This is a genomic window from Pseudomonas sp. BT76 TE3572, assembly GCF_050435365.1.
Taxonomy (GTDB): domain Bacteria; phylum Pseudomonadota; class Gammaproteobacteria; order Pseudomonadales; family Pseudomonadaceae; genus Aquipseudomonas; species Aquipseudomonas fluorescens_W.
In genome coordinates this window covers 5607634-5630373 of the sequence record NZ_JBNDKE010000001.1, presented here as the reverse complement: position 1 = coordinate 5630373, position 22740 = coordinate 5607634, and the positions used below count along the sequence as shown (strand labels likewise).

Annotated in this window: 19 protein-coding genes; 4 read left to right on the top strand and 15 right to left on the bottom strand. The window is 58.5% G+C overall.

Features of this window, described 5'->3' with window-relative positions; translation table 11 throughout:
* Positions 1-131: 131 nt before the first annotated feature.
* The 5 genes from ABH912_RS25670 to rplM all read right to left on the bottom strand — a co-directional run bounded on the left by ABH912_RS25670 (position 132) and on the right by rplM (position 3821).
* On the bottom strand, positions 132-914 hold the full coding sequence (locus ABH912_RS25670) for a cytochrome c1 (RefSeq protein ID WP_033061320.1): 783 nt from the start codon (positions 912-914) through the stop codon (positions 132-134).
* Positions 914-2125 (bottom strand): cytochrome b, encoded by a 1212-nt coding sequence (locus ABH912_RS25665; RefSeq protein WP_008155974.1) that lies wholly within the window; start codon positions 2123-2125, stop codon positions 914-916. The genes ABH912_RS25670 and ABH912_RS25665 overlap by 1 nt, the downstream gene beginning before the upstream one ends.
* A complete protein-coding gene (gene petA, locus ABH912_RS25660; RefSeq protein WP_033061319.1) occupies positions 2125-2718 on the bottom strand; it encodes a ubiquinol-cytochrome c reductase iron-sulfur subunit in 594 nt (197 codons plus the stop codon). The genes ABH912_RS25665 and petA overlap by 1 nt, the downstream gene beginning before the upstream one ends.
* Before the next feature lie 267 nt (positions 2719-2985).
* Positions 2986-3378: a 30S ribosomal protein S9 gene (gene rpsI, locus ABH912_RS25655; protein ID WP_003216038.1), complete on the bottom strand. Its 393-nt coding sequence runs from the start codon at positions 3376-3378 to the stop codon at positions 2986-2988.
* A 14-nt stretch (positions 3379-3392) separates the two neighbouring features.
* Positions 3393-3821, bottom strand: coding sequence for a 50S ribosomal protein L13 (rplM, locus tag ABH912_RS25650; protein WP_007905295.1), 429 nt, complete (start codon positions 3819-3821; stop codon positions 3393-3395).
* 245 nt (positions 3822-4066) lie between these two features.
* On the opposite strand from rplM, the gene ABH912_RS25645 reads away from it, so the two are divergent.
* Positions 4067-5107 (top strand): NADP(H)-dependent aldo-keto reductase, encoded by a 1041-nt coding sequence (locus ABH912_RS25645; RefSeq protein ID WP_429511924.1) that lies wholly within the window; start codon positions 4067-4069, stop codon positions 5105-5107.
* Between the two features lie 104 nt (positions 5108-5211).
* On the opposite strand, the gene ABH912_RS25640 is transcribed toward ABH912_RS25645, so the two are convergent.
* Positions 5212-6348, bottom strand: coding sequence for an acyl-CoA dehydrogenase family protein (locus ABH912_RS25640; RefSeq protein ID WP_429511923.1), 1137 nt, complete (start codon positions 6346-6348; stop codon positions 5212-5214).
* A 244-nt stretch (positions 6349-6592) separates the two neighbouring features.
* On the opposite strand from ABH912_RS25640, the gene ABH912_RS25635 reads away from it, so the two are divergent.
* Positions 6593-7489, top strand: coding sequence for a GlxA family transcriptional regulator (locus ABH912_RS25635; RefSeq protein ID WP_429513160.1), 897 nt, complete (start codon positions 6593-6595; stop codon positions 7487-7489).
* 183 nt (positions 7490-7672) lie between these two features.
* Here ABH912_RS25635 and zapE read toward each other — a convergent pair whose 3' ends face one another.
* The 3 genes from zapE to ABH912_RS25620 all read right to left on the bottom strand — a co-directional run bounded on the left by zapE (position 7673) and on the right by ABH912_RS25620 (position 10868).
* Complete coding sequence (zapE, locus tag ABH912_RS25630; protein ID WP_008155962.1) at positions 7673-8767, bottom strand: cell division protein ZapE; 1095 nt, start codon at positions 8765-8767, stop codon at positions 7673-7675.
* Between the two features lie 91 nt (positions 8768-8858).
* Positions 8859-10214: a tryptophan--tRNA ligase gene (locus tag ABH912_RS25625; protein WP_033061314.1), complete on the bottom strand. Its 1356-nt coding sequence runs from the start codon at positions 10212-10214 to the stop codon at positions 8859-8861.
* A 24-nt stretch (positions 10215-10238) separates the two neighbouring features.
* The gene (locus tag ABH912_RS25620; RefSeq protein ID WP_429511922.1) at positions 10239-10868 is read right to left on the bottom strand and encodes an alpha/beta hydrolase; all 630 of its coding nucleotides are present in this window, start codon (positions 10866-10868) and stop codon (positions 10239-10241) included.
* 144 nt (positions 10869-11012) lie between these two features.
* Between ABH912_RS25620 and ABH912_RS25615 the strand changes: the two genes are divergently transcribed.
* The gene (locus ABH912_RS25615) at positions 11013-11447 is read left to right on the top strand and encodes a YhcB family protein (RefSeq protein ID WP_008025941.1); all 435 of its coding nucleotides are present in this window, start codon (positions 11013-11015) and stop codon (positions 11445-11447) included.
* A 177-nt stretch (positions 11448-11624) separates the two neighbouring features.
* Here ABH912_RS25615 and ABH912_RS25610 read toward each other — a convergent pair whose 3' ends face one another.
* Complete coding sequence (locus ABH912_RS25610; protein ID WP_429511921.1) at positions 11625-12326, bottom strand: OmpA family protein; 702 nt, start codon at positions 12324-12326, stop codon at positions 11625-11627.
* Positions 12327-12441: 115 nt separating this feature from the next.
* The gene (locus ABH912_RS25605) at positions 12442-13086 is read right to left on the bottom strand and encodes an MBL fold metallo-hydrolase (protein ID WP_046048274.1); all 645 of its coding nucleotides are present in this window, start codon (positions 13084-13086) and stop codon (positions 12442-12444) included.
* 273 nt (positions 13087-13359) lie between these two features.
* On the opposite strand from ABH912_RS25605, the gene ABH912_RS25600 reads away from it, so the two are divergent.
* The gene (locus ABH912_RS25600) at positions 13360-14169 is read left to right on the top strand and encodes a PP2C family serine/threonine-protein phosphatase (protein WP_429511920.1); all 810 of its coding nucleotides are present in this window, start codon (positions 13360-13362) and stop codon (positions 14167-14169) included.
* A gap of 54 nt (positions 14170-14223) precedes the next feature.
* Here ABH912_RS25600 and ABH912_RS25595 read toward each other — a convergent pair whose 3' ends face one another.
* From ABH912_RS25595 to ABH912_RS25580, 4 genes are all read right to left on the bottom strand, one after another.
* Positions 14224-16962, bottom strand: coding sequence for a LuxR C-terminal-related transcriptional regulator (locus tag ABH912_RS25595; protein WP_429511919.1), 2739 nt, complete (start codon positions 16960-16962; stop codon positions 14224-14226).
* Between the two features lie 375 nt (positions 16963-17337).
* Positions 17338-18702 (bottom strand): DUF1329 domain-containing protein, encoded by a 1365-nt coding sequence (locus tag ABH912_RS25590; protein ID WP_033061304.1) that lies wholly within the window; start codon positions 18700-18702, stop codon positions 17338-17340.
* 28 nt (positions 18703-18730) lie between these two features.
* On the bottom strand, positions 18731-20668 hold the full coding sequence (locus ABH912_RS25585; RefSeq protein ID WP_429511918.1) for a DUF1302 domain-containing protein: 1938 nt from the start codon (positions 20666-20668) through the stop codon (positions 18731-18733).
* Positions 20669-21004: 336 nt separating this feature from the next.
* Positions 21005-22687, bottom strand: a complete 1683-nt coding sequence (locus tag ABH912_RS25580) for a fatty acid--CoA ligase (RefSeq protein WP_429511917.1) — start codon at positions 22685-22687, stop codon at positions 21005-21007.
* Positions 22688-22740: the final 53 nt, after the last annotated feature.

Sequence of the window (22740 nt, the reverse complement as noted above, 5' to 3'; positions counted from 1 at the left end):
GTTGAAATTATCGGAAACGGAAAAACGCGCGCGCCCAGAGGGCGCCTCTCGTAACGCCTGGATCACCAGGCTCGTTACACCTTCAGAGACGCCCTTGGGCGCGCGCGATTGACAGCAATTTTACAGCAATATCAATGGACGTCTTTCCAGTATTCACGCTTGAGCAAGTATGCGAATACGAAGAAGAACGCCAGGTACAGCAACACATAGGTACCGATGCGCTGATGCTGCAGCTTCACCGGGTTGGCCGAGTAGGCCAGGAAGGTCACCAGATTCTTGACCTTCTCGTCGAACTGCTCTTCGTTCAGCGTGCCGGTTTTCGGCAGTATGGTCAGCTGGTCGCAGGCTTCATGCGTCAAAGCCGTGCCGGTCAGCGGATCGTATTGCTTCTTGCCGTCTTCGACGATTTGAACTTGTTTACAGCCTACCACCTGACGACCCTGCAGGCCGACCAGAACGTTAGGCATCCCGACGTTCGGGAACACCTTGTTGTTCACGCCCCAAGGGCGCGATGGGTCTTCGTAGAAAGATTTCAGGTAACCGTAGAGCCAGTCAGTGCCACGAACGCGAGCGACCAGGGTCAGGTCGGGCGGAGCCGCACCGAACCAGGTCTTGGCGTCAGCCGGCTGCATGCCGATGCTCATGTGGTCGCCGATCTTGGCGCCGGTGAACACCAGCTTCGAGAGCATCAGGTCGTGCGGAATGCCCAAGTCATCGGCGACACGCTCGTAACGCTGGAACTTGGCGCTGTGACAGCCCATGCAGTAGTTGGCGAATGTACGTGCGCCATCCTGCATGGCAGCCTTGTCGGAAACGTCGATATCGACCTTTTCCAGCTCAGGACCACCGTGTTCGGCCGCGAAGGACAGCACAGGCAAAGCAGCAAGAATCAGTACAGCAAATAGCTTTTTCATCAGCCAGTCACCCTTTCCGGAACCGGTTTGGTCTTCTCGAGCCTGGTGTAGAACGGCATCAGAATGAAGTAGGCGAAGTACAGGAAGGTACATACCTGCGACAGCAACGTCCGCTCAGGGGTTGGGGCCAGTACGCCCAGCACGCCCAGGATCACGAACGAGATGCAGAACACCCAGAGCCAGATCTTGCTCAGCCAGCCTTTGTAGCGCATCGACTTGACCGGGCTACGATCGAGCCATGGCAGGACGAACAGCACAGCGATGGCCGCGCCCATGGCGATAACGCCCAGGAGCTTGTCCGGAATCGCCCGCAGAATCGCGTAGAACGGGGTGAAGTACCAGACCGGAGCAATGTGCTCTGGCGTCTTGAAGGCGTTCGCCACTTCAAAGTTCGGCTTCTCGAGGAAATAACCACCCATTTCCGGGAAGAAGAACACGATCGAACAGAAGATGAACAGGAACACCACCACGCCGACGATATCTTTCACGGTGTAGTACGGGTGGAAGGCAATGCCGTCCAGCGGTACGCCGTTTTCGTCTTTGAATTTCTTGATGTCCACGCCGTCCGGGTTGTTCGAACCGACTTCGTGCAGCGCCAGAACGTGCAGCACCACCAGACCGAGGATCACGATCGGCAAGGCCACAACGTGCAGGGCGAAGAAGCGGTTCAGGGTGATACCGGAAATCAGGTAGTCACCACGGATCCACTGAGTCAGGTCGTTGCCGATGACCGGGATCGCACCGAACAGCGAGATGATCACCTGGGCACCCCAGTAGGACATCTGACCCCACGGCAGCAGGTAACCCATGAAGGCTTCAGCCATCAGCGCCAGATAGATCAGCATGCCGAAGACCCACACCAGCTCACGCGGCTTCTGGTACGAACCGTAGAGCAAGCCACGGAACATGTGCAGATAGACCACGATGAAGAACGCCGAAGCGCCAGTGGAGTGGAGCAGACGCAGGATCGAGCCGTACTCGACGTCGCGCATGATGTATTCGACAGAAGCAAACGCTTCTTCCGCCGACGGGGTGTAGCTCATGGTCAGCCAGACACCGGTAACGATCTGGTTGACCAGAACGAGCAGTGCCAGGGAGCCAAAGAAGTAGAAGAAGTTAAAGTTCTTCGGGGCGTAGTACTTGCTGAGATGGTCTTCCCACATTTTCGTCGCGGGGAAGCGCGCATCAACCCAATCCATGAACTTGCTCATCACGCTTTCTCCGTATCGACGCCAATGACAATGATGTCATCGGTCTCATAGGAATGCGGGGGAACTGGCAGGTTCAAAGGCGCAGGTTGCGACTTGTAGACGCGGCCAGCCAGATCGTAGTGGGAACCGTGGCAAGGGCAGAAATAACCACCTACCCAGTCCTTGCCCAGATCCGCAGGTGCCACTTCTGGACGGAAGGTCGGCGAGCAACCCAGGTGCGTGCAGATACCGATCAGCAGCAGAACCTCTGGCTTGATCGAACGCGTTTCTGGATCAACGTAGGTCGGTTGTGTCGAGTTCTTGGAGGTCGGGTCAGACAGCTGGCCCTCGATCTTTTTCAGATTCCCCAGGATTTCCGCGGTTCGGCGGACAATGAACACCGGCTGACCGCGCCACTCAGCAATCATCTGCTGTCCTGGCTCGATTTTGCTGACATTCACCTTCACCGGTGCACCTGCGGCTTTCGCCTTGGCACTGGGAAACCATGACCCCACGAACGGGACCGCAGCCCCCACCGCTCCTGCAGCACCCACCACGGATGTGGCTGCTACCAAGAAGCGACGCCGGCCTGCATTCACGCCGTCATTGCTCATTCAGTCCTCTCCCATCAGCTTTGTGGCCTGTTAAATCAGGCGTCTACTAAGTAAAAATCTGAACTTATAAAAATTTTGCCGAATGGTAATGAAAAGCCCCAATTCTGACAAGGTAATTACCGAGGGGCTCCACTGCCAAGCCTTGCAGTATAGGGCTTCTACGGCTGTGGCAAGTTGTCACAGAGCAATTCTTTAATAAATCGCGCCCATAAAAAAACGCCCAGCTTCGCGAGGAAACTGGGCGTTCTTCTTGAACGTAAAAGCGAATTAACGCTTCGAGTACTGCGGACGCTTACGCGCTTTACGCAGACCAACTTTCTTACGCTCAACTTCACGTGCATCGCGAGTAACGAAGCCAGCTTTGCGCAGAGCGCCACGCAGGGTTTCGTCGTACTGCATCAGTGCGCGAGTGATACCGTGGCGGATTGCGCCAGCTTGACCACTTACACCACCACCGATCACGGTGACGTAGATGTCGAATTTCTCGACAGTCTCAGTCAGTTCCAGCGGCTGACGAACTACCATGCGGGCAGTTTCGCGGCCGAAGAAATTTTCCAGGGTGCGGTTGTTGATGGAGATGTTACCAGTACCCGGACGCAGGAAAACGCGTGCGGTTGCGGTCTTGCGACGGCCAGTGCCGTAATTTTGAGTCGCCGACATAATGAACTATTCCGTTAAAACTTCAGTTCTTGGGGCTGCTGAGCAGTATGAGGGTGTACAGCGCCCGCATAGACTTTCAGCTTACGATACATGTCGCGACCCAGCGGGTTCTTAGGCAGCATGCCTTTGACCGCGGTCTCGATCACGCGCTCAGGGGCTTTAGCGATCAGCTTTTCAAAGTTGATCGACTTGATGCCGCCCGGGAAACCGGAGTGGGAGTAGTAGATTTTGTCGGTGGTTTTAGCACCGGTTACACGAATCTGCTCGGCATTGATAACGACGATGTAATCGCCGGTGTCAACGTGAGGAGTGTACTCAGCTTTATGCTTGCCACGCAGACGGCTCGCGATTTCGGTGGCCAGACGACCCAGGGTCTGACCTGCAGCGTCGACGACAAACCAGTCGCGCTGTACTGTTTCCGGTTTAGCAGTAAAAGTTTTCATTCTTTATAGCCTCAGGGGCCGCCCTGTAAATTAGACGGCGGATCTTACTGAATAGTGCGTACTTTGACAAGTCAAAGGCAGCCGGATACAGACGCTTTCGGGGGCTCGGGTCGGCGCGTCCGTTCAACGGCAAGATTCTTCGGCGGCGGCGCATCACTTCCACTGCAGAAAGAGGTGCGCAATTATGCAGATTGCGAAAAATAATTCAACCTGCTTTTATGATTGTTTTGCCCAAGGAGCACCCGATGGACTATCGACAGCTAGGCCGAACCAATCTGAACGTGAGTGCCATCTGCCTCGGAACCATGACCTGGGGCGAGCAAAACAGCGAGGCTGAAGCCTTCGCCCAGATTGAGCGGGCCAAGAGTGCCGGGATCAATTTCATCGATACCGCCGAGATGTACCCGGTGCCGCCCAAGGCCGAAACCTACGCCACCACCGAGCGCTACATCGGCAATTACTTCAAAAGCCGCGGTGATCGTGCCGACTGGATCCTGGCCAGCAAGATCGCCGGCCCCGGCAACACCATCGACTACATCCGCGACAAAAAACTGCGGCACAACCGCCAGCACATCACCGAAGCCGTGGACGCCAGCCTCAAGCGCTTGCAGACCGACTACATCGACCTCTACCAGTTGCATTGGCCGGAGCGCAGCACCAATTTCTTCGGTCAGCTCGGCTACAAACACATAACTGAGGCCAACCTCACGCCACTGGAAGACACCCTCGAAGCGCTGGACGAACAGGTCAAGGCCGGCAAGATCCGCCACATTGGCCTGTCCAATGAAACACCATGGGGCACCATGCGCTTCCTCGCCCTGGCGGAAGCCCGTGGCTGGCCGCGCGCGGTGTCGATCCAGAACCCGTACAACCTGCTCAATCGCAGCTTCGAAGTCGGCCTGGCGGAAATCGCCATCCGTGAACAATGCGGCCTGCTCGCCTATTCGCCGCTGGCGTTCGGTTTCCTGTCGGGCAAGTACGAAGGTGGCGCGCGTCCGCCTAAAGGCCGCCTGAGCCTCTACAGCCGCTTCAGCCGCTATTTCAACCCGCAGTCGGAAGCCGCGTGCAGCCGTTATGTGGCACTGGCGCGTGAACACGACCTGGACCCGGCGCAAATGGCGTTGGCGTTTGTCACTCAGCAGCCATTTGTGACCAGCAACATCATTGGCGCGACGACCATGGAGCAGCTTGAAAGCAATTTAGCGAGCTTCGAGTTGAAGCTGTCGGATGAAGTGCTGGAAGGAATCGAGGCGATTCACAAGGATCACCCGAACCCGGCTCCTTGATTGACTCATAGACCCATTCGCGAGCAGGCTCGCTCCCACAGGTTTTGCGCAATCCCTGTGGGAGTGAGCCTGTTCGCGATGGCGGCCTAACAGTCACCGCAAGGTCAAAGCGACCGCGCAATAATCTCCTTCATGATTTCATTGGTCCCCGCATAAATCCGCTGCACCCGCGCATCCGCCCACGCCCGGGCGATCGGGTATTCCCACATGAAACCGTAGCCGCCATGCAACTGCACGCACTCGTCGAGTACCTTGCATTGCAGGTCGGTGCCCCAATACTTGGCCATCGCCGCGGTCGGCACGTCGAGCTTGCCTTGCAGGTGCAGTTCCAGACAGCGATCGACAAAGACCCGACCGATCTGAATTTCGGTCGCCATCTCCGCCAGTTTGAAGCGGGTGTTCTGGAAGTCGGCGATCGCGTTGCCGAATGCCTTGCGCTCGCGGGTGTAATCCAGCGTCCATTGCAACGCAGTTTCAGCCGAAGCCAGCCCGCCGATAGCAACGGTAAGACGCTCTTGAGGCAATTCCTGCATCAGGTACGCAAAGCCCATCCCGGCCTGCCCCAACAGGTTTTCCTTGGGCACCCGAACGTCCTGGAAGAACAGTTCCGAAGTGTCCTGAGCCTTCATGCCGACTTTTTCCAGACGCTTGCCCTTGGCGAAGCCTGGGGTGTCGGCCTCCACCAGAAACAGGCTGGTGCCTTTCGCGCCGGCCTTCGGATCGGTCTTGGCCACGACAATCACCAGGTCCGCCAAATAGCCGTTGGTAATGAATGTCTTCGAACCGTTGATCACATACTCGTCGCCATCGAGCACCGCCGTGGTTTTCACCCCTTGCAGGTCGGAACCAGCACCCGGCTCGGTCATGGCAATCGCCGTAACCATCTCGCCGGACACCAGCTTCGGCAGGTATTTGTGTTTCAGCGCTTCACTGCCGTAATGCAGGATGTACGGCGCGACGATGTCCGAATGCAGGGAAAAACCGATACCGGTCAGACCGAGACGACCGATCTCTTCGATCACCACCGCGCTGTAGAGAAAGTCCGCCCCCAGGCCGCCGTACTCTTCCGGCAGATGCGAACAGAGCATCCCCGCCTCCCCTGCCTTGTTCCAGAGTTTGCGGTCGATATAGCCTTGTTTTTCCCACTGACCATGGAACGGCACGGCCTCTTTTTCGAGGAACGTTCGCACGCTGTCGCGAAAAAGTTCGTGCTCGGAACTGAACAAGGTTCTGGGGATCATGCGGCACCTGTCGTTGTTGTTAGCCGGAATTGACCTTCAGAGACTATGCCTCGCATCCGATACAGGACACTGGACACACCCGACAAAAAATAAGACGATCCAGCCGTCTGGTGACCACTTTCCCCTATAAGAATAAAGTTGAATTATGTCTAACCAAGTCTCCACGCCCCTGAGGCGCGTCAGCATCCTGGCTATCGACCGGGTTTTCGCTTCCACCCTCATGCAAGCCAAAGATTTCTTCCACCTGGCCAGCCTGCGTTATGGCAAACAACTGGGCCAAGGCCTGACTCCGGCGTTCGAAACCCGCCTGGTCAGCCCCGACGGCAAACCGGTGAACAGCTTCAGCGACGTGATCATGCCGGTGGACGGCGGCCTGGAAAACGCCGACATCATTGTCCTTCCAGCCTTCTGGGACGATTTCGACACCCTTTGCCAACGTTATCCACAGGTCCTGCCCTGGCTGCGTCAGCAACATGCTCGCGGCGCGGTGCTCTGCGGCGAAGCCACCGGGGTGTTCTGGCTGGCCGAGGCCGGGCTGCTCGATGGCAAGGAAGCGACCACTTACTGGCGCTTCTTCAATGCGTTTGCCGAACGCTTCCCACGGGTGCAGCTCAATCAGGACAAACACCTGACCGATGCCGACAACCTGTATTGCGCGGGCGGCACCACATCGGCCTGCGACCTTTACATTTATCTGATCGAACGCTTCTGCGGCGCCAACGTATCTCAGGCCGTGGCGCGGGACATTCTTTATGAAGTGCAGCGCAGCTACTCGCCGGGCCGAATCGGTTTCGGCGGTCAGAAGCTGCACCAGGATGTGATCATCCTGCAGATCCAGCACTGGCTCGAAGAACACTTCGCCGACAAATTCCGCTTCGAAGACGTGGCTCGCGAACACGGCATGAGCATCCGTAATTTCATGCGACGCTTCCAGACCGCCACCGGCGACAAGCCGCTGCATTACTTGCAACGCCTGCGCATCGAGACGGCCAAGGGCCTGCTGTCCGGCAGCCGCAAGAGCATCAAGACCATCAGTTATGAAGTCGGTTACGACGATGCGAGTTTCTTCGCTCGGCTGTTCCGCCAGCACACTGAAATGTCGCCGAACCAGTATCGACAGCAGTTCCAGCAAGCGGCGTAGTTCTCTATCCACACACAAAACCCATGTAGGAGTGAGCCTGCTCGCGATAGCGGTGTGTCAGCCACATCAATGCTGTATGGACGGACGCTATCGCGAGCAGGCTCACTCCTAAAGGGTTTGCGGTGAATTCTGGATATAAAAAAGGGCCTGCAAATGCAGGCCCTTTTTCATTTCCGAAATATCCTACGGCTTGTGCGCCCGGGACAGGAATTCGTGGGACTGCATTTCCAGCAAACGGCTAAGGGTGCGCTGGAACTCGAAGTTCAGGCGACCGCCAGTGTAGAGGTCTTTGAGCTCGACTTCAGCTGAAATGATCAGCTTCACGTTGCGGTCGTAGAACTCGTCGACCATGTTGATAAAGCGTCGGGCGATGTCGTCGGTGGTGACGCTCATCTGCTCGACACCGCTGAGCAACACGGCGTGGAAGATCTTGCCCAGCTCGATGTAATCGTTCTGGCTGCGCGGGCCATCGCAGAGTTCGCGGAAGTCGAACCAGGCCACGTCATCGCAGGTGCGCAAGGCACGGATTTCGCGGTTCTCGATCATCAGCACGTCGTTTTCGATGGCTGCCGTGCATTCCGGCGTCAGGGCGCGGAAGCTCTTGCGCAGGCTTTCGTGGGACGCGTCATCCAGCGGAAAGTGGAACAGCTCCGCTTGCTCAAGGTGACGCAGACGATAATCGACGCCGCTGTCGACGTTGACGATCTCGGTGTTCTGCTTGATCAGCGCAATGGCCGGCAGGAAGCGCGCACGTTGCAGGCCGTCCTTGTACAGACCGTCCGGCACGATGTTCGAAGTCGCGACCAGGGTCACGCCGTTCTTGAACAGCTCTTCCATCAGCGTGCCGAGGATCATCGCGTCGGTGATGTCGGACACGAAGAACTCATCGAAACAAATCACCCGGGCTTCGTCGGAGAAGCGCTTGGCGATGATGGTCAGCGGGTTTTTCTCGCCGCCGAGAGTCTTCATCTCTTCGTGCACGCGCTTCATGAAGCGGTGGAAGTGAGTGCGGACCTTTTCCTTGAACGGCAGCGCTTCGAAGAAGGTGTCGACCAGATAGGTCTTGCCACGGCCGACGCCGCCCCAGAAGTACAGACCCTTGACCGGTGCCGCGTCTTTCTTGCCAAACAGTTTGCCGAACAGACCCGGTTTGCTGTGCGAGGCCGCGACCAGATCGTCGTACAGGCGCTGCAAGTGGCGCACCGCAGTTTCCTGCGCGGCGTCATGGAAGAATTCCGGGCGTTTCAGATCAGCTTGATATCGTTCTAGGGGCGTCATAATTCGTTAGCAAGGCAACAAAAACGGGCCGACACTGTAGCGACGGCCCGTGGGAATGGCAATCGGCCCTTGGTCGGGCCGAGCCGCTGATTTATTCCTGAACCGGCGTCAGAGCAACCCGCAAGGTGTCGATGGCGACGTCGCGAGCGGCGTTGTCAGCAAATGTCGGGCTGTCGCCCACGCACTCGCCTTCCAGCCAGACGCTGAAACTGCGGTCTTCACTACGCACATCCAACGGTTGACCCGATTGCAACTGCTTGGTCACTTGTCCTGCGGTTTTGCCGTCGGCGAAGTTGCGCGACAACAGCAGTTGCTCGCCATCGGCCGCCAGCAGACGGAAACGGAAGCTGCTGTCTTCTTCGCGAAAACTGACGAAACGCGCGGCTTTCACGGCTTTCTTCTTGGTGGTGGTCGCGACCTGGGTCTGAGCGACGAAAGAGCGCAGCCCAACCGCTTCACGCAGTTCGTGAAGGAACGGTGTCGCCACCGAACGGGCCTTTTTGGCGCCGATCTGCAGGATGTCTTCCAGGTCTGCCGGGCGTTCGATCAGTTGATGATAGCGCTCGCGGGACTCGCCCAATTCGTTGTCCAGCAGCTGGAACAGACGATTCTTCGCCTCGCCCCAACCCAGGCCTTGCAGCAGTTCGCTGCGGAACTCGTCGGCCTGCGCCGGGGTGGCGAACGCCTGGTACAAGGTGAACAGGTGCGAGTTGTCTGGATCTTTCGCTTCGCCCGGTGCACGGGAGTCAGTGACGATCCGCGAAATCGCGTCTTTCATTTCCTTGGCGCTGCTGAACAACGGAATGGTGTTGTCGTAGCTCTTCGACATCTTGCGACCGTCGAGGCCTGGCAGCGTGGCGACGCTTTCTTCGATCAGCGCCTCGGGCATGGTGAAGAATTCTTTACCCTGACCGAACAGATGGTTGAAGCGCTGACCGATGTCACGGGCCATTTCCACGTGCTGAATCTGGTCACGGCCGACCGGCACCTTATGGGCGTTGAACATCAGAATGTCCGCGGCCATCAGCACCGGGTAGCTGTACAAGCCCATGGTGATACCGGCGTCCGGGTCTTCGCCGGTTTCGACGTTCTTGTCCACCGAGGCCTTGTAGGCATGGGCGCGGTTGAGCAGGCCCTTGGCGGCAACGCAGGTCAGCAGCCAGGTCAGCTCGGGGATTTCCGGGATGTCGGACTGACGGTAAAAGGTCACGCGGTCCACATCCAGGCCACCGGCCAGCCAGGTCGCGGCGATTTCCAGACGCGAGCGCTGGATGCGCAGCGGGTCATCGCATTTGATCAGGGCGTGGTAGTCGGCCAGGAAGTAGAACGAATCGGCATTGCTGTCACGGCTGGCCAGGATCGCCGGGCGGATGGCGCCGGCGTAGTTGCCCAGGTGCGGCGTGCCGGTGGTGGTGATGCCGGTGAGGATACGGGTACGAGTCGTCATGGGTAATCGCTTGTCAGACTGCAATCAATTCGAAAGACGCGGCAGGATCAGATCCTTGAGATCGGTCAGCTTGCCATGAAAAAAGTGTCCGCATTCTGCCACTTTCAGCAGCTCATGGGGGCGCTCGAGCTTGTCGGACCATTCGTAAACGAGCTGCGGATCAATGACTTCGTCGGTTTCTGGCTGAATCAGCGTCAGTTCGCCTTGCTGCGGCAGTTGATCCTGATCGCCGAGACGCATGACAGCGGGCGCGACCATGAACAAATGTTTCAGCTGTTCGCCCTTGGCTTCCAGGCGCCCGCCGAGACTTGCTGCAACAAAACCGCCGAAGGAGAAACCGAACAGGGTCAGCGGCAAGTCCGGGTGTTCGGCCCGCAGCCATTCGGCGACCGCTTGAGCATCGTCGACTTCACCGGTGCCCATATCGTGGGAGCCTTCACTGGCCCCGACGCCACGGTAGTTGAAACGCAAAGTAATCAAACCGGCGTCGCGCGCGGTGCGCTGCAAGGTCGAGACCACTTTGTTGAGCATGGTGCCGCCCTGCACCGGGTTCGGATGGCAGATCAGCGCAATGCCGCGCGGCTGCTCGTTATCCAGGTAGAGGGCTTCCAACTGACCCACCGGGCCATCAATCACTACAGGGGTTTCGCGCATAAGCAAGGAAGGAACTCCGTGACCTCGAATCGGGTCGACTCGTCTAGCAAATTGTCTGTGCCAATCTATTGCGAGTGAATCGCGGTATACAGCGCAGGTTCGAGCCGTTAACGTAAAGCAAAGCCGTTTATAGAGGAAGGACTCGTGGAACACTCGCTCTTAGTTTGGTTGTTGCCGACTCTTGCCCTGGTTGTGGGTGTCGCCATTGGATTCCTGATCGCTCGCCTGGTGCCGAATGCCGCTCCGAGCAGCACACAACGTCAGCTGGATGACATTCAGGAACGTTTCGACAGTTATCAGAACGAGGTGGTCACCCACTTCAACAGCACTGCAAACCTGGTCAAGAAACTGACTCAGAGCTATCAGGAAGTGCAGGATCATCTCGCCGAGGGTGCCAACCGCCTGGCCCTGGACGAGCAAACCCGCCAACGCCTGCTGGCCTCCCTGCACGCCGATGCGGCAGCCGCCCCACGTGAACGCCTGACGCCGCCGCGCAATCAGGAGCCGCCTCGCGACTACGCCCCCAAAGCCCCGAACGCGCCGGGCATGCTCGATGAGCATTACGGCCTGAAGAAGTAATCAGGTTTCGCGCGACACAAAAAGCCTCCGGATGAGTGATTGTCCGGGGGCTTTTTTAATTGCCGTTGGTTTATTGTTGCCTGAACTGTCGATACAAAAAAGCCCGCCCGATCTGTTGAGGATCGGGCGGGCTTTTTTTACGCCTGGGGTTCAGTCAGGTAAGTAAAGGTAACGCGCTTACTGCTGCGGATACTCCTGCCCCGGAATCGCCTTCAGGTTGACCTCGACCCGGCGGTTCTGCGCCCGACCATTGGCGTCACCGTTGCTGGCAATCGGGTTATCCGGACCGGCACCGCGAGCCGACAGGTTGGTGCCGCTCACGCCCTGAGACGTCAGGTAAGTCGCCACGCTCTGGGCGCGGCGCTGGGACAGGTCCATGTTGTGCTGGCGGCTGCCGGTGCTGTCGGTGTAGCCGACGATCTCGATCTGGTTCTGGTTGAACTCCTTGAGCGAGCCCGCCAGATTGTTCAGCGGCTGATAGAAACCCGACGCGATGTTCGCCGAATCGGTGGCGAAGGTGATGTTACCCGGCATGATCAGTTTGATCTGGTCACCCTGGCGCTGCACTTCCACCCCAGTGTTGGCCATGCTGGCGCGCAGCTTTTTCTCTTGCTGGTCGGCGTAATAACCGTAACCGGCAGCGGAAGCACCCACCACCGCAGCGCCAATCAGCGCGCCCTTGCCACGGTTATCGTGACTGATGGCGGCACCGGCCAGAGCACCGGCCAGAGCGCCGAGGCCACCGTATTTAGCGGTTTTGCTCATGCCCGTGGAACCACCGTCGGCCTGGCCCTGGCTGTCGTAAGGGTTAGGCGTGGCGCAGCCAGACAGCAAGGCCACAGCCGTAGCGACAATAATCAAACGCTGCTTGGTGAACATGTAGAGCTCCTACTTTTTTCATTCTGTGGTGCAACGGACTAAGGCATTAACCTTTGCGGGCGTTGGATCATTGCGGATAAAAATAATTCCGCCATGCCCCCCCCAACGTTAGAAATCACGCCCGCACAAAAGGGTTCTCGCGCATTTCATCGCCTAGACGTGTGTCCGGACCATGCCCGGTAACCACTGTCGCTTCTTCGTCGAGGGTGTACAGCCGCTGCTTGATCGACCGCACGATGGTCGCCTGATCGCCACCCCATAAATCCGTGCGCCCTACCCCGCGACGAAACAACGTGTCACCGGCAATCAGCAGCTTAGCCTCTGAAAACCAAAAGCTCATGGACCCCGGCGTATGACCCGGCGTGTGCAATGCCACGCCGCAACCGCAGGCCAGTTCTTCATCATCAGCCAACCAGCGGTCCGGCGGTGGCACCGGAGTATAGGGCACACCGAACATCTGGCACTGCATCTCCAGGTTGTCCCACAGAAATTGATCTTCTTTGTGCAAATGCAGGGTTGCGCCGGTTTTCTCCTTCAACTGACCGGACGCCAGGAAGTGATCGAGGTGCGCATGGGTATGAATGATGCTGACCACCTTCAGGCCCAGTGCGTCGAGCCGCGCGAGGATCAGCTCGTGGTTACCGCCCGGATCGACCACGATGGCCTTTTTGGTGATCGGATCGCCGATGATCGTGCAGTTGCACTGCAACGGGCCGACGGGGAAGGTTTCGCGGATGAGGGCTGTATTGGGGGTTTGCATGGGTTTAATCCTGGTGCCAAGGCTGGGTACTGCGGTTGTGATGCGCAAAATTGATAGTTATCCTCGCGCCGCGCCTATTTTGAACCAAGACGGAAGGAAGCCAACGCCCCCCTCGTCGATAAAAGCGTCCTTTTTCCGGATCCGGACATTATCAACCGCATTCGGGGCAAGAATGGTCTGCCCTTTATCGCCCAATCCGATCTTCGCGCTCAAGCAAACGACGGCACCCCAGGATTGCCAGGCAATCCACCTATTCCCAACAAGGACACTCCCATGCCAGAAAACCTCAGCTGTAAAACGGCCTGCGCGTTTGTGGCAGGACGCTCGCACCTCAAGACTCAAACGCCTGGCCAGGACTACGTCGCGGCCAGAGAGTCCAACGAAGTGACGTGCATTTCATTGGCCGACGGGGCTGACTCCCGAGCCAGATCCGACATCGGCGCCCAAGTAGCGGTCACCGCTACCCTGGCCTTTGTCTGCAAAAACTTTGAAAGCCTCTGGCAAAACATGGACAAACACAACGCGAAGGCAGCTCAGCGACTGGTTAATCGCTGCCTGGACGCGTTCAGACGCAAATCTGCAAAGCTCGGCGGCGATATCAATGACCTGGCTTGCACCTTGTCCTTCGTCGCTTACTCACGAGGCCGCTACCTGGCAGGCCAATTGGGCGATGGCGTCATCGCAAGTGTTGATGCGGACGGACAACTTCAGGCCCTTTCTTATCCAGAAAATGGCGAGCTCGCCAATACCCCCCTGTTTCTGACTGACCATAAAGCGGCGTCGCAGCTAAAGTTGTACCGTGGGCAAATCGAAGCCACGACTGGCTTCGCGATCATGAGCGACGGCACCGCAGAAAGCCTCTATGACAAATCCAGCGGAGTCCCCGCCCCGGCGATCCAAGAGCTGCTGGAGTGGAATGCAACGTTGCCCAGAAAAAAAATGAGGGACGTGCTGGGTGACAACCTGCAACAGTCCATTGCCAGTAAAACCGAAGATGACTGCTCCATCGGCTTACTGTCGATCCGCAAGCACACCATCGACGTGGGGCAGACATCCGGAGTGACTGCCTCAGAGGAGAAATGACCGAAAACCTCTGATCGCAAGGCCCAACTTGTTTCGGAGGTCTTCAAACGGCGATTACTGCAATACACCCAACTCTTTCGCCCTGGCGACCGCCTGCGTTCGCCGCTCAACCCCAAGCTTGCTGTTGATATGGCTGGCATGGGTTTTCACCGTGTGCAGCGAAATAAACAGCTGATCGCTGATCTCCTGATTCGAACAGCCTTGGGCGATCAGTCGCAGGACAGCCATTTCCCGCGTACTGAGTTGTTCCGCCGCGGTGGATGACTCCACTGCGGGACGGGCTGCCACTGACGGAAGTAGTTCTGAAAGGCTCTGTGAAACGGGCGTCGGCGCACCGAGTTGAAGTTGTCCACGCAGCCAGTCCGGATGCTCAGCCAACAACCTGTCAAACGGTTGCAGCACTCCACCGGCCGCCGCTTCCAGTGCCTGACTCAGGGCCTTGCGGGCTTCGGGCTCGCGTCCGCCCCCCAGCAATAACGTCACTTTCTGAGTCAGTGCCATCACGCTGAGCAACTGCCTGCCGGTTTGCTGCCCATTCTCCAGCAACGCATTCAATCGTCCTTCGGCCAGCATCGGTTGCCCCTGAATGATCTCCAGCAAGGCCTGCTGCAACTCGATATGCAGCGGCAGTTGCGGATGGAACTCCGGAGGGGCTGCCGCGTGTTCGCCGTTGTAGGTCTGGCCCAAGCGAGCGAGCCAGGCTTCGGCCAGATCGGTACGCCCCTGGGCCAGCCAAAGTTCGCATTTGACCAGGGTGATCATCGCCAGGTAGTAGATCGGTGGCACGTCCCAGATGTGCATCAGGCGCTCGGCTTCGGCGAGTTCGGCGAAGGCTTTGGCGAATTCGCCGCTGCTGCCCTCAAGCCTGGCGATCACGCAATGACCGATCAATACGCTGATATCACGACAGGCGCGCGCTTCATTCAAACCGGCTTGCAAACGTGCCCGCGCGGCTTGGGGCTGCAAGCGAAGGGCTAACAAAAAGCCTTCGTACAAGGTTAGTCGGGCGCGTACGGCATACAGCCGTTGCGAGGATAACCGTTGCAGGCGTTGCAACCCCTGACGCACCTCATCCAGCGAACGAAGGATTTCCCCTCGCGCTTGCAGCACACGAGCGCGGTCGTAATGGGCCAGCGCTTCGAACAGCGGGTTGCCGACCCGTTGCGCCAACTCCAGAGATTCACGGTTCAACCCGCGTGCACGCCACAAATCGCCGTCGGCAATGGCCAGGTTGGACAGGGTCGAGAGGCACATCAGGCGCTGCCCGTAGCGTTTGGCGGGCAGGCTCTCCTGCGCTTCGGTGCAGTAGAGCAACGTCAGCTCGCGATTGCCGCGCCCGCGGGCGATGATCCCGCTCAGCGCCAGCCATTGCGCCAGCATGGATTTCTGCGCAGTGGCCGACGGGGCCGGCAGGAAGCGGCTCAAATGACTGGCCAGTTCCTCGGCGGCGTCCAGCTGACACGCCAGCCCCAACGCCCAGCTGTACAGCACGATCAGCCGTGGCGTGCTGACCAGCAGGCTGTCGGGCAAGTCCATTTTCCAGCGCAGCAACATGCCGACGTTCTGTTCGGCCAGCAGTTGTTCTTCGGAGAGGTTCTGCACCAGGTTCGCCGCAACGTCCAGGTGCCCGGCGCGCAACGCCTGCTCAACTGCTTCATCGAGCAGCCCCTGGGCATTGAACCAGCGACAGGCGCGCAAGTGCAGGCTGGCCGCCGGCACCATCGCTTGCGCGGTAGGCCGGGTGCGCAACAGATCGGAAAACAAATGGTGGTAGCGATACCAGTGACCGTTCTCATCCAGTGGCACCAGGAACACCTGGTGGGCCAACAGAAAACGCAGGATCTCGGCACTGTCATGGGCTTCGCGAACGGCGTCGCACAGTTCGCTGCAAAAGCGTTCCTGAGGTGCTGTGTCGTAAAGGAATGACTGCACCTCAGCGGGCAGACAATCGATGACTTCTTCGAGCAGATAATCGCGGATCAGCCCTTCCCCGCCATGCAAGGCCTGCGGCAAAGCACCCTGGGAGCCCGCTTCCGACGCCGCCAGCAGCCAGAAACGCAGCCCGGCGACCCAACCTTCGCTGCGCTGGATCAGGCTCTCCAGCGCTTCGCCGCGCAAGGAGCTGCTGTGCCGATCAAGCAGGGTCAAGGCTTCATCGTGAGTCAGGCGCAAGTCCTGCTCATTCAACTCGAGCAGTTGCCGCGACAACCGCAGGCGCGCCAGATGCCAGTCCGGCCGCTGCCGACTGGTGACCATGACCAGCAAACCGTCAGGCAGGTGATTGAGGAAAAATTGCAGGCAGCGATCGAGAACCGGGCCCTGCGCCAGATGGTAGTCATCCAGCACCAACAGCAGCGGCGTACTCGTAGACAGGTGCACGGCCAACTCATCGAGCAAACCGTCCAGCCATTCTTCAAAGGCAAACGGCTGGTGGCGCTGGCGCATTTTCAGCAGGCCCAGGGACTGGCTGCCCAGTTGCGGAAAAAAGTCCTGGAGGCCTTCGAGCAACCGCTCAAGAAAACGTCCGGGATCGTTGTCTCGCGGACTCAGCCCCAGCCACAGACTTTGCCAGTGAGCCGGCAAGCCCTGACAGAACTCCACCGCCAACGAACTCTTGCCAAACCCCGCCGGTGCGCTGACCAGCAACAACCTGCCACCGAGGCCCGCACTCAGGCGCTCGCACAGACGAGGCCGCAGCACATGGCCGTCGGGCAACGGAGGCCGAAAAAAACGCCCGTCCAGTGCCGCGACGGCAATTTTTTCAGGGCCCGGGTATGGGGACAGATCAGTCATGGCCGGCTCTTGTTTGAATGGCGGTTGGCGGCGTTGCAGATGTCCGCAGCCTAGCGGTAAACGAAGAGGGAATGAAGGTTATTGCTACAAATGGCTACAAAAAGAATACAAGCAGAAGTGTCGAGCAAACCCGACAGTCACACCGTCCTCGTAGCAGCTGTCGAGCCTGCGAGGCTGCGTTCGAGGACGAAGTCCTCGCAAATTCGGTGCACGCGGTTTGTCTGACAGACCGCGTTGCATGGTTTTACGACTGCTTCGCAGCCGAACGCAGCCTCGCAAGCTCGACAGCTGCTACAACGATCGTTATGAAGTTCAAAAAAACGCCCCGAACCAGTCGGGGCGTTTCTCGAGGATGCGGCCTCTGTTCACGACAGCTTAGCGAACACCATCCTGGCGCAGAGCGGCCGGAGTGAAGTCGCTGGTGGTGGCGGTGAAGCCGAAGTCATACGCCGATTTCTCTTCGTTCTTCATGCCCAGCGCCAGGTAGCGGCCCGATTGCAGGTCGTACAAGGTTTCCAGGGTGTACCACGGCACTTGAACGTTGTAGTAGTTCTGAGAGTGAGCTTCCGCCACACGCCACAGTTGATTACGACCGTCGTAGTGGTCGATCACGGCCGCTTGCCAGGTGTCTTCGTCGATGTAGAAGTCACGCTTGGCGTAGATGTGACGCTGACCTTCCTTCAAGGTTGCCACCACATGCCAGACCCGACGCAACTCGTAACGAGCCAGGTCCTGGTTGATGTGGCCGGCCTTGATGATGTCGTCGTACTTGAGTTGCGGCGAGTCGAGCTTGTAGCTGTCGGAGGCGATGTACATCTCTTTCTTGCCTTCGAGCTTCCAGTCGTAACGATCCGGTGCACCGTTGTACATGTCCAGGTTGTCGGAGGTACGCAGGCCATCGGCTGCGGTACCCGGCCCGTCATAGGACACTTGTGGTGCGCGACGCACACGACGTTGACCGGCGTTGTAGACCCACGCCGAACGTGGTTCTTTCACCTGGTCGAGGGTTTCGTGCACCAGCAGCACACCACCAGCCAGACGTGCCGGCGCGGTCACTTTCTGCTTGAAGTAGAACAGGATGTTGCCCGGGTTCGCCGGATCGTAATCCTTCATCTTGTCGCGGAACACGAACTGGTCCTGGAAGTAAACCAGGCTGTACGAGCCGTTCGGCTGCGGCGTGGCTTGGGTCACCAGACGGGTCACGCTGCCACCGCGATAGCGGGTGATGTGGTTCCAGATGACTTCGACGCCGGTCTTCGGAATCGGGAATGGCACTGCGGTTTCGAAGTTCTCCAGACCGTTGCCGCCGGACACCAGGTTAGTGGCGGTGGCGTTTTTCTTGATCGAGGCAAACACGGCATCCGGCACGGTCGCGCCGCGATGCGACGGGTAGACCGGCATCTTGAAGGTTTCCGGGTAGCGCTTGAACATCGCGTACTGGCCCGGAGCGAGTTTGTCTTTGTATTGGTCGACGTTCTGTGCGGTGATGGTGAACAGTGGTTTTTCACTGGCGTACGGGTCGGACAGGAAGCCTTTGCTGTCGGCGGTGCCGGCGTTTTTCGCCATCGGCTTCCAGGCCGGGATCGATCCGTCAGCGTTGCCTGCCATCTCGGCGCCCATCGGGGTCAGGCTTTTGCCCAGTTTGTCCGCTTCGGCCGCAGGGACCGCCGCCATGACACCGGTCGCCAGCAGCGAAAGCCCCAGAACACCGACGTGGAACAGACTCTTTGTTATTTTCATAGGTGTGTTCGTCCTGATAATGCAGTGCTTAGAAGTTCACGCCGAAGCTGAGCGCAACGAAATCGCGGTCATCGACGGTGGTGTACTTGCCATCAAAGAAGTTGGTGTAAGCCAGGCTCGCGGTGTAGGTGTTCTGGTACTCGGCATCGACGCCCAGGCTCACCGCTTTGCGACCTTCCTCGAAGTTGCCGCCAGGGCCAGGCGAGTAGCCTTCCACGTCATGAGACCAGGCCACGTTCGGCTTGAGGTTCACACCGGCGAATACGTCGTTGTATTCCCAGATGGCACGACCGCGGTAGCCCCAGGAGTTTGCGGTGGTGAACCCGTCGTTCTCGCAGTAGCGACTCACGTTGTTTTGCGGTCCGCCTGCCAGGGTAGAGGTGTTCAATGCCACGCACTGACCACTTGGCAATGGACCAGGGCCATAGCTCGGGTCACGGCCGTAACGCGCTTTGTTAGTGCTTTCCAGACCACCAACGTGAGTAAAGCCGACCTCGCCCACCAGGGTCAGTCGCTCAGCGCCCATCACCTGGTCGAAGAAGTGAGTAAGGGTCGTCTGGAGCTGGGTCACTTCCTTGCGGCGATAGCCTTTTTGATCCGCCCCTGGCGTACCCTGGAGTACGGAAACGTTAGGGTTCAGAGGTGTCAGACCGGAAAAGAGAATGTCGGTGGTGTTGAGCTGAACCGGAGCATTCGGCCGGTAGCTGACTTCACCACTCCACGCAGTACCTGTCGGTAACGTGGTAGAGAAGCTCAAGCCATACAAGCGAATATCTTCAGGGTACTCGACGTAGTAGCTGGAGTTACCGGCCACATTCAATGGCAACAAGGTCGGTGCCAGGTTACGCGCGACAGCGAGAGGAACACCCCTGGCCACCAGCGAGCCCACCAGGCCCGCCGCGCTGTAAGCGCTCGCCGGAGCACCTTTGCCGCTGAAAATCGGCGCGCGGCTGTGGTAGTTCATGAAGTAGGCGCCGAACTCGGTGTCCAGCGGATCGAACATGTATTTGAAGGACACGCCAAACTGACCGCTGTCACGGGCATCGCGATCCGGACCACGACGAACGATGACGCCTTCATCCGGGTCACCCCAGGTCACGCCCCTCGCAGCGAGGGTGTTGATGGTGGCATTACGCAGCGAAGCCGGCAGCCCTGCAGACGTCAGTGCGCTGTTGAGCCCGTTTCGGGTGCGCAGTACGGCCAGGTTGTTGTCGCAGCCATCCGCAATCACGTCCGGTTGCGAGAAGAAGGTGCCGCAGTTGTCGACAACGGTCTGGTCCCATTCGAGCTGGTAGAAGGCTTCGGTCGAGAGGTTCTCGGTGAGGCTCTGGGACACGTAGAACATGTTGACCGGGATCAGGCCTTCCTTGATCTCGGCACCGGGGCGACGGAACGCGGACACGTCGATCGGGTTGATCGAGTTGATACCGCCGCCAATGAAAGTACTTTCACCCCAACTTACTACTTGCTTGCCCAGACGCACGGAGCCCGGCTGATCGGCAACGGAGTAGTTGTGGTAGACGAAGGCATCGAGGATCTGGCCGCCGGAGGACTTGGCGCCTTCCTTGCGGTTGCTGTCGCTGATGTCCTTGAACGGACGGCTTTCGTCCTTGAGTTCGAAGTCGTACCAGTATTTGCCACGGACGAAAACGCCGGTGTCGCCATATTTCAATTCGAGGTCATGGATGCCCTTGAAGATCTTGGAGAACGTTTCGCCGCTCTTGAAGTTCAGGTGACCGTCGTCGGAAGTCTGGGACAGGCCGCGGCCGCCGTTGTTGACGCCGATGAGGTTCTTGTTGGCATTTTCAGTAGACCAACTGGCACCGACCGACAGGGACGAGTCGAACTGACCTTCGATTTCACCAACGTTGAAACTGACGCCGAATGCTGGCCCGGCGAGCGTAGAGGCAAGACTGACCGCCAGGGGCAGTTTTGCCCGGCGCCAGAACTGGTTTACTGATGTCATCGACGCTACTCCATGTGCATTATTGTTATGGCAGTGAGCACTTCTAAAAACGCTGTGGATGACTGGGAGCCAAAGAGTCCCTAAGTCATTCCAAAGTTGCATCGCCCCCGTTTGTGCGTTTGCTCCGTTCTTAAAAATCCTTGAGCGGACTATAGCCAGCAGGTAGTACTGCTTGATCCCTCTAAAGTGTGATTTGCAGCTGCCAGCCACTCTGGAACAGTCCTTTGCCAAGCCGACACCCGTCGGCACGGCAAGAATGGCTGAAATTTCGGATTTGACAAGCCAAGCGCTTGCTTGGTGGGGCTGGCGTGCCCTTTTGGGCACGCCAAGTGACACTTAAAGCGTCGAGAGGAAGGTGCTGTTGTTGGCTTGCCATTCGGTGATGTCGACGCGAATACGCTTCTTGTCGAGTTTGCCGACACTGGTCTTGGGAATTTCAGTAACAAGGGCGATCTGGCTCGGGATGGCCCACTTGCTCAGGTGCCCCAGTTCCACGAACGGCTTGAGGTGTTCCTTCAGTTCTTTGGCCCCGATCACATGGCCTTCGCGGATTACCAGCAGCGCGAACGGACGTTCGCCCCACTGCGGATCGGCGATGCCCACAACTGCTACTTCGCGTACCGCAGGGTGGCGGCTGATCAAGTCTTCAAGGTCCAGGGAGGAGATCCACTCGCCGCCGGTCTTGATCACGTCCTTGATGCGGTCGCGAATGTCGATCACCCCCATGCTGTCCAGGGTCGCCACGTCACCGGTGTGCAGCCAGCCCCCGGCCCAGAGCTCGGCGCCCTTTTGCGGTTCGTTGAAATAGCCCTCGGTAAGCCACGGCGCACGCAGCACCAGTTCGCCCTGGGTCTCGCCATCGGCGGGCAGGAAGTTGCCGTCGGTGTCGACGATCGCCGCCTCCACCAACGGCCCCGGCACACCGGCCTTGATCCGGTACGTGGTGCGTTCGTCTTCGGTGCCGGCCATCAGCTCATCGTTGAGGTGTGCACACGACACCAACGGCCCGGTTTCCGACATGCCGTAAGCGGCGGTCAGTTGAATGCCCTTGGCCTTGGCCGCGTCGTAAAGCGCACGGTTCAGCGCACTGCCACCGATAACGATTTTCCAGCCACCGAAATCCGTGCCTTGCGCCGCTTTGGAATTGAGGACCATTTGCAGGATGGTCGGCACGCAATGGGAAAAGGTGACCTTCTCCTTGCGCCATAGCTCGACCAGATACTCAGGGTCATAGCGACCGGGATAGACCTGCTTGAGCCCGAGCATGGTCGCCACATAAGGCAGACCCCAGGCGTGCACATGGAACATCGGGGTGATTGGCATGTAGACGTCGTTGGTGCCCAGCAACCGAACGCTGTCGATGGCGCCCATGATCGTCGACACGCCCATGGTGTGCAGCACCAGTTGCCGATGGGTGAAGTACACGCCTTTGGGATTACCGGTGGTGCCGGTGGTGTAGAACGTGGTCGCGACCGAGTTTTCGTCGAAGTCCTGGAAGTCGTACTGCGTGCTCGCCGCCGCCAGCAACTGCTCGTACTCGCCAATGAGGTTCGGCAAATCGGCGGTTTTCTCCGGCAAGTCAGTCAGCAGCAGGGTTTTCTCTACCGTGGTCAGGTGCCCGGCAATGGCCTGGTACAACCCGACGAACTCGCTGTTGACCAGCACAAAGCGGTCCTCGGCGTGGTTCATGGTGTAGAGGATCTGTTCCGGCGACAGGCGCACGTTAATGGTGTGGATCACCGCGCCGATCATCGGGATGGCGAACATGCATTCCAGATAGCGATGGCTGTCCCAGTCCATCACCGCCACGGTATCCCCGGCCTTGACGCCGGCCGCCGTCAGCACGTTGGCCAGCCGTGCGACCCGTTCGATCAGGGTCGGGTAGCTGTAGCGCAACTGGTCGCGGTAAATGATCTCGCGGGTTTTTTCATAACGAGCGCCGGACATCAGCAGCCGTTTGATCAGCAGCGGATACTGGTAAGCGCCTTCGGCTGGGGGGATAACGCGAGTCTGCAACATAAGAGTCCCTTTTCTGACTGCACGGTCGTGGCTGAAAGTAAGCACTTTAGTGC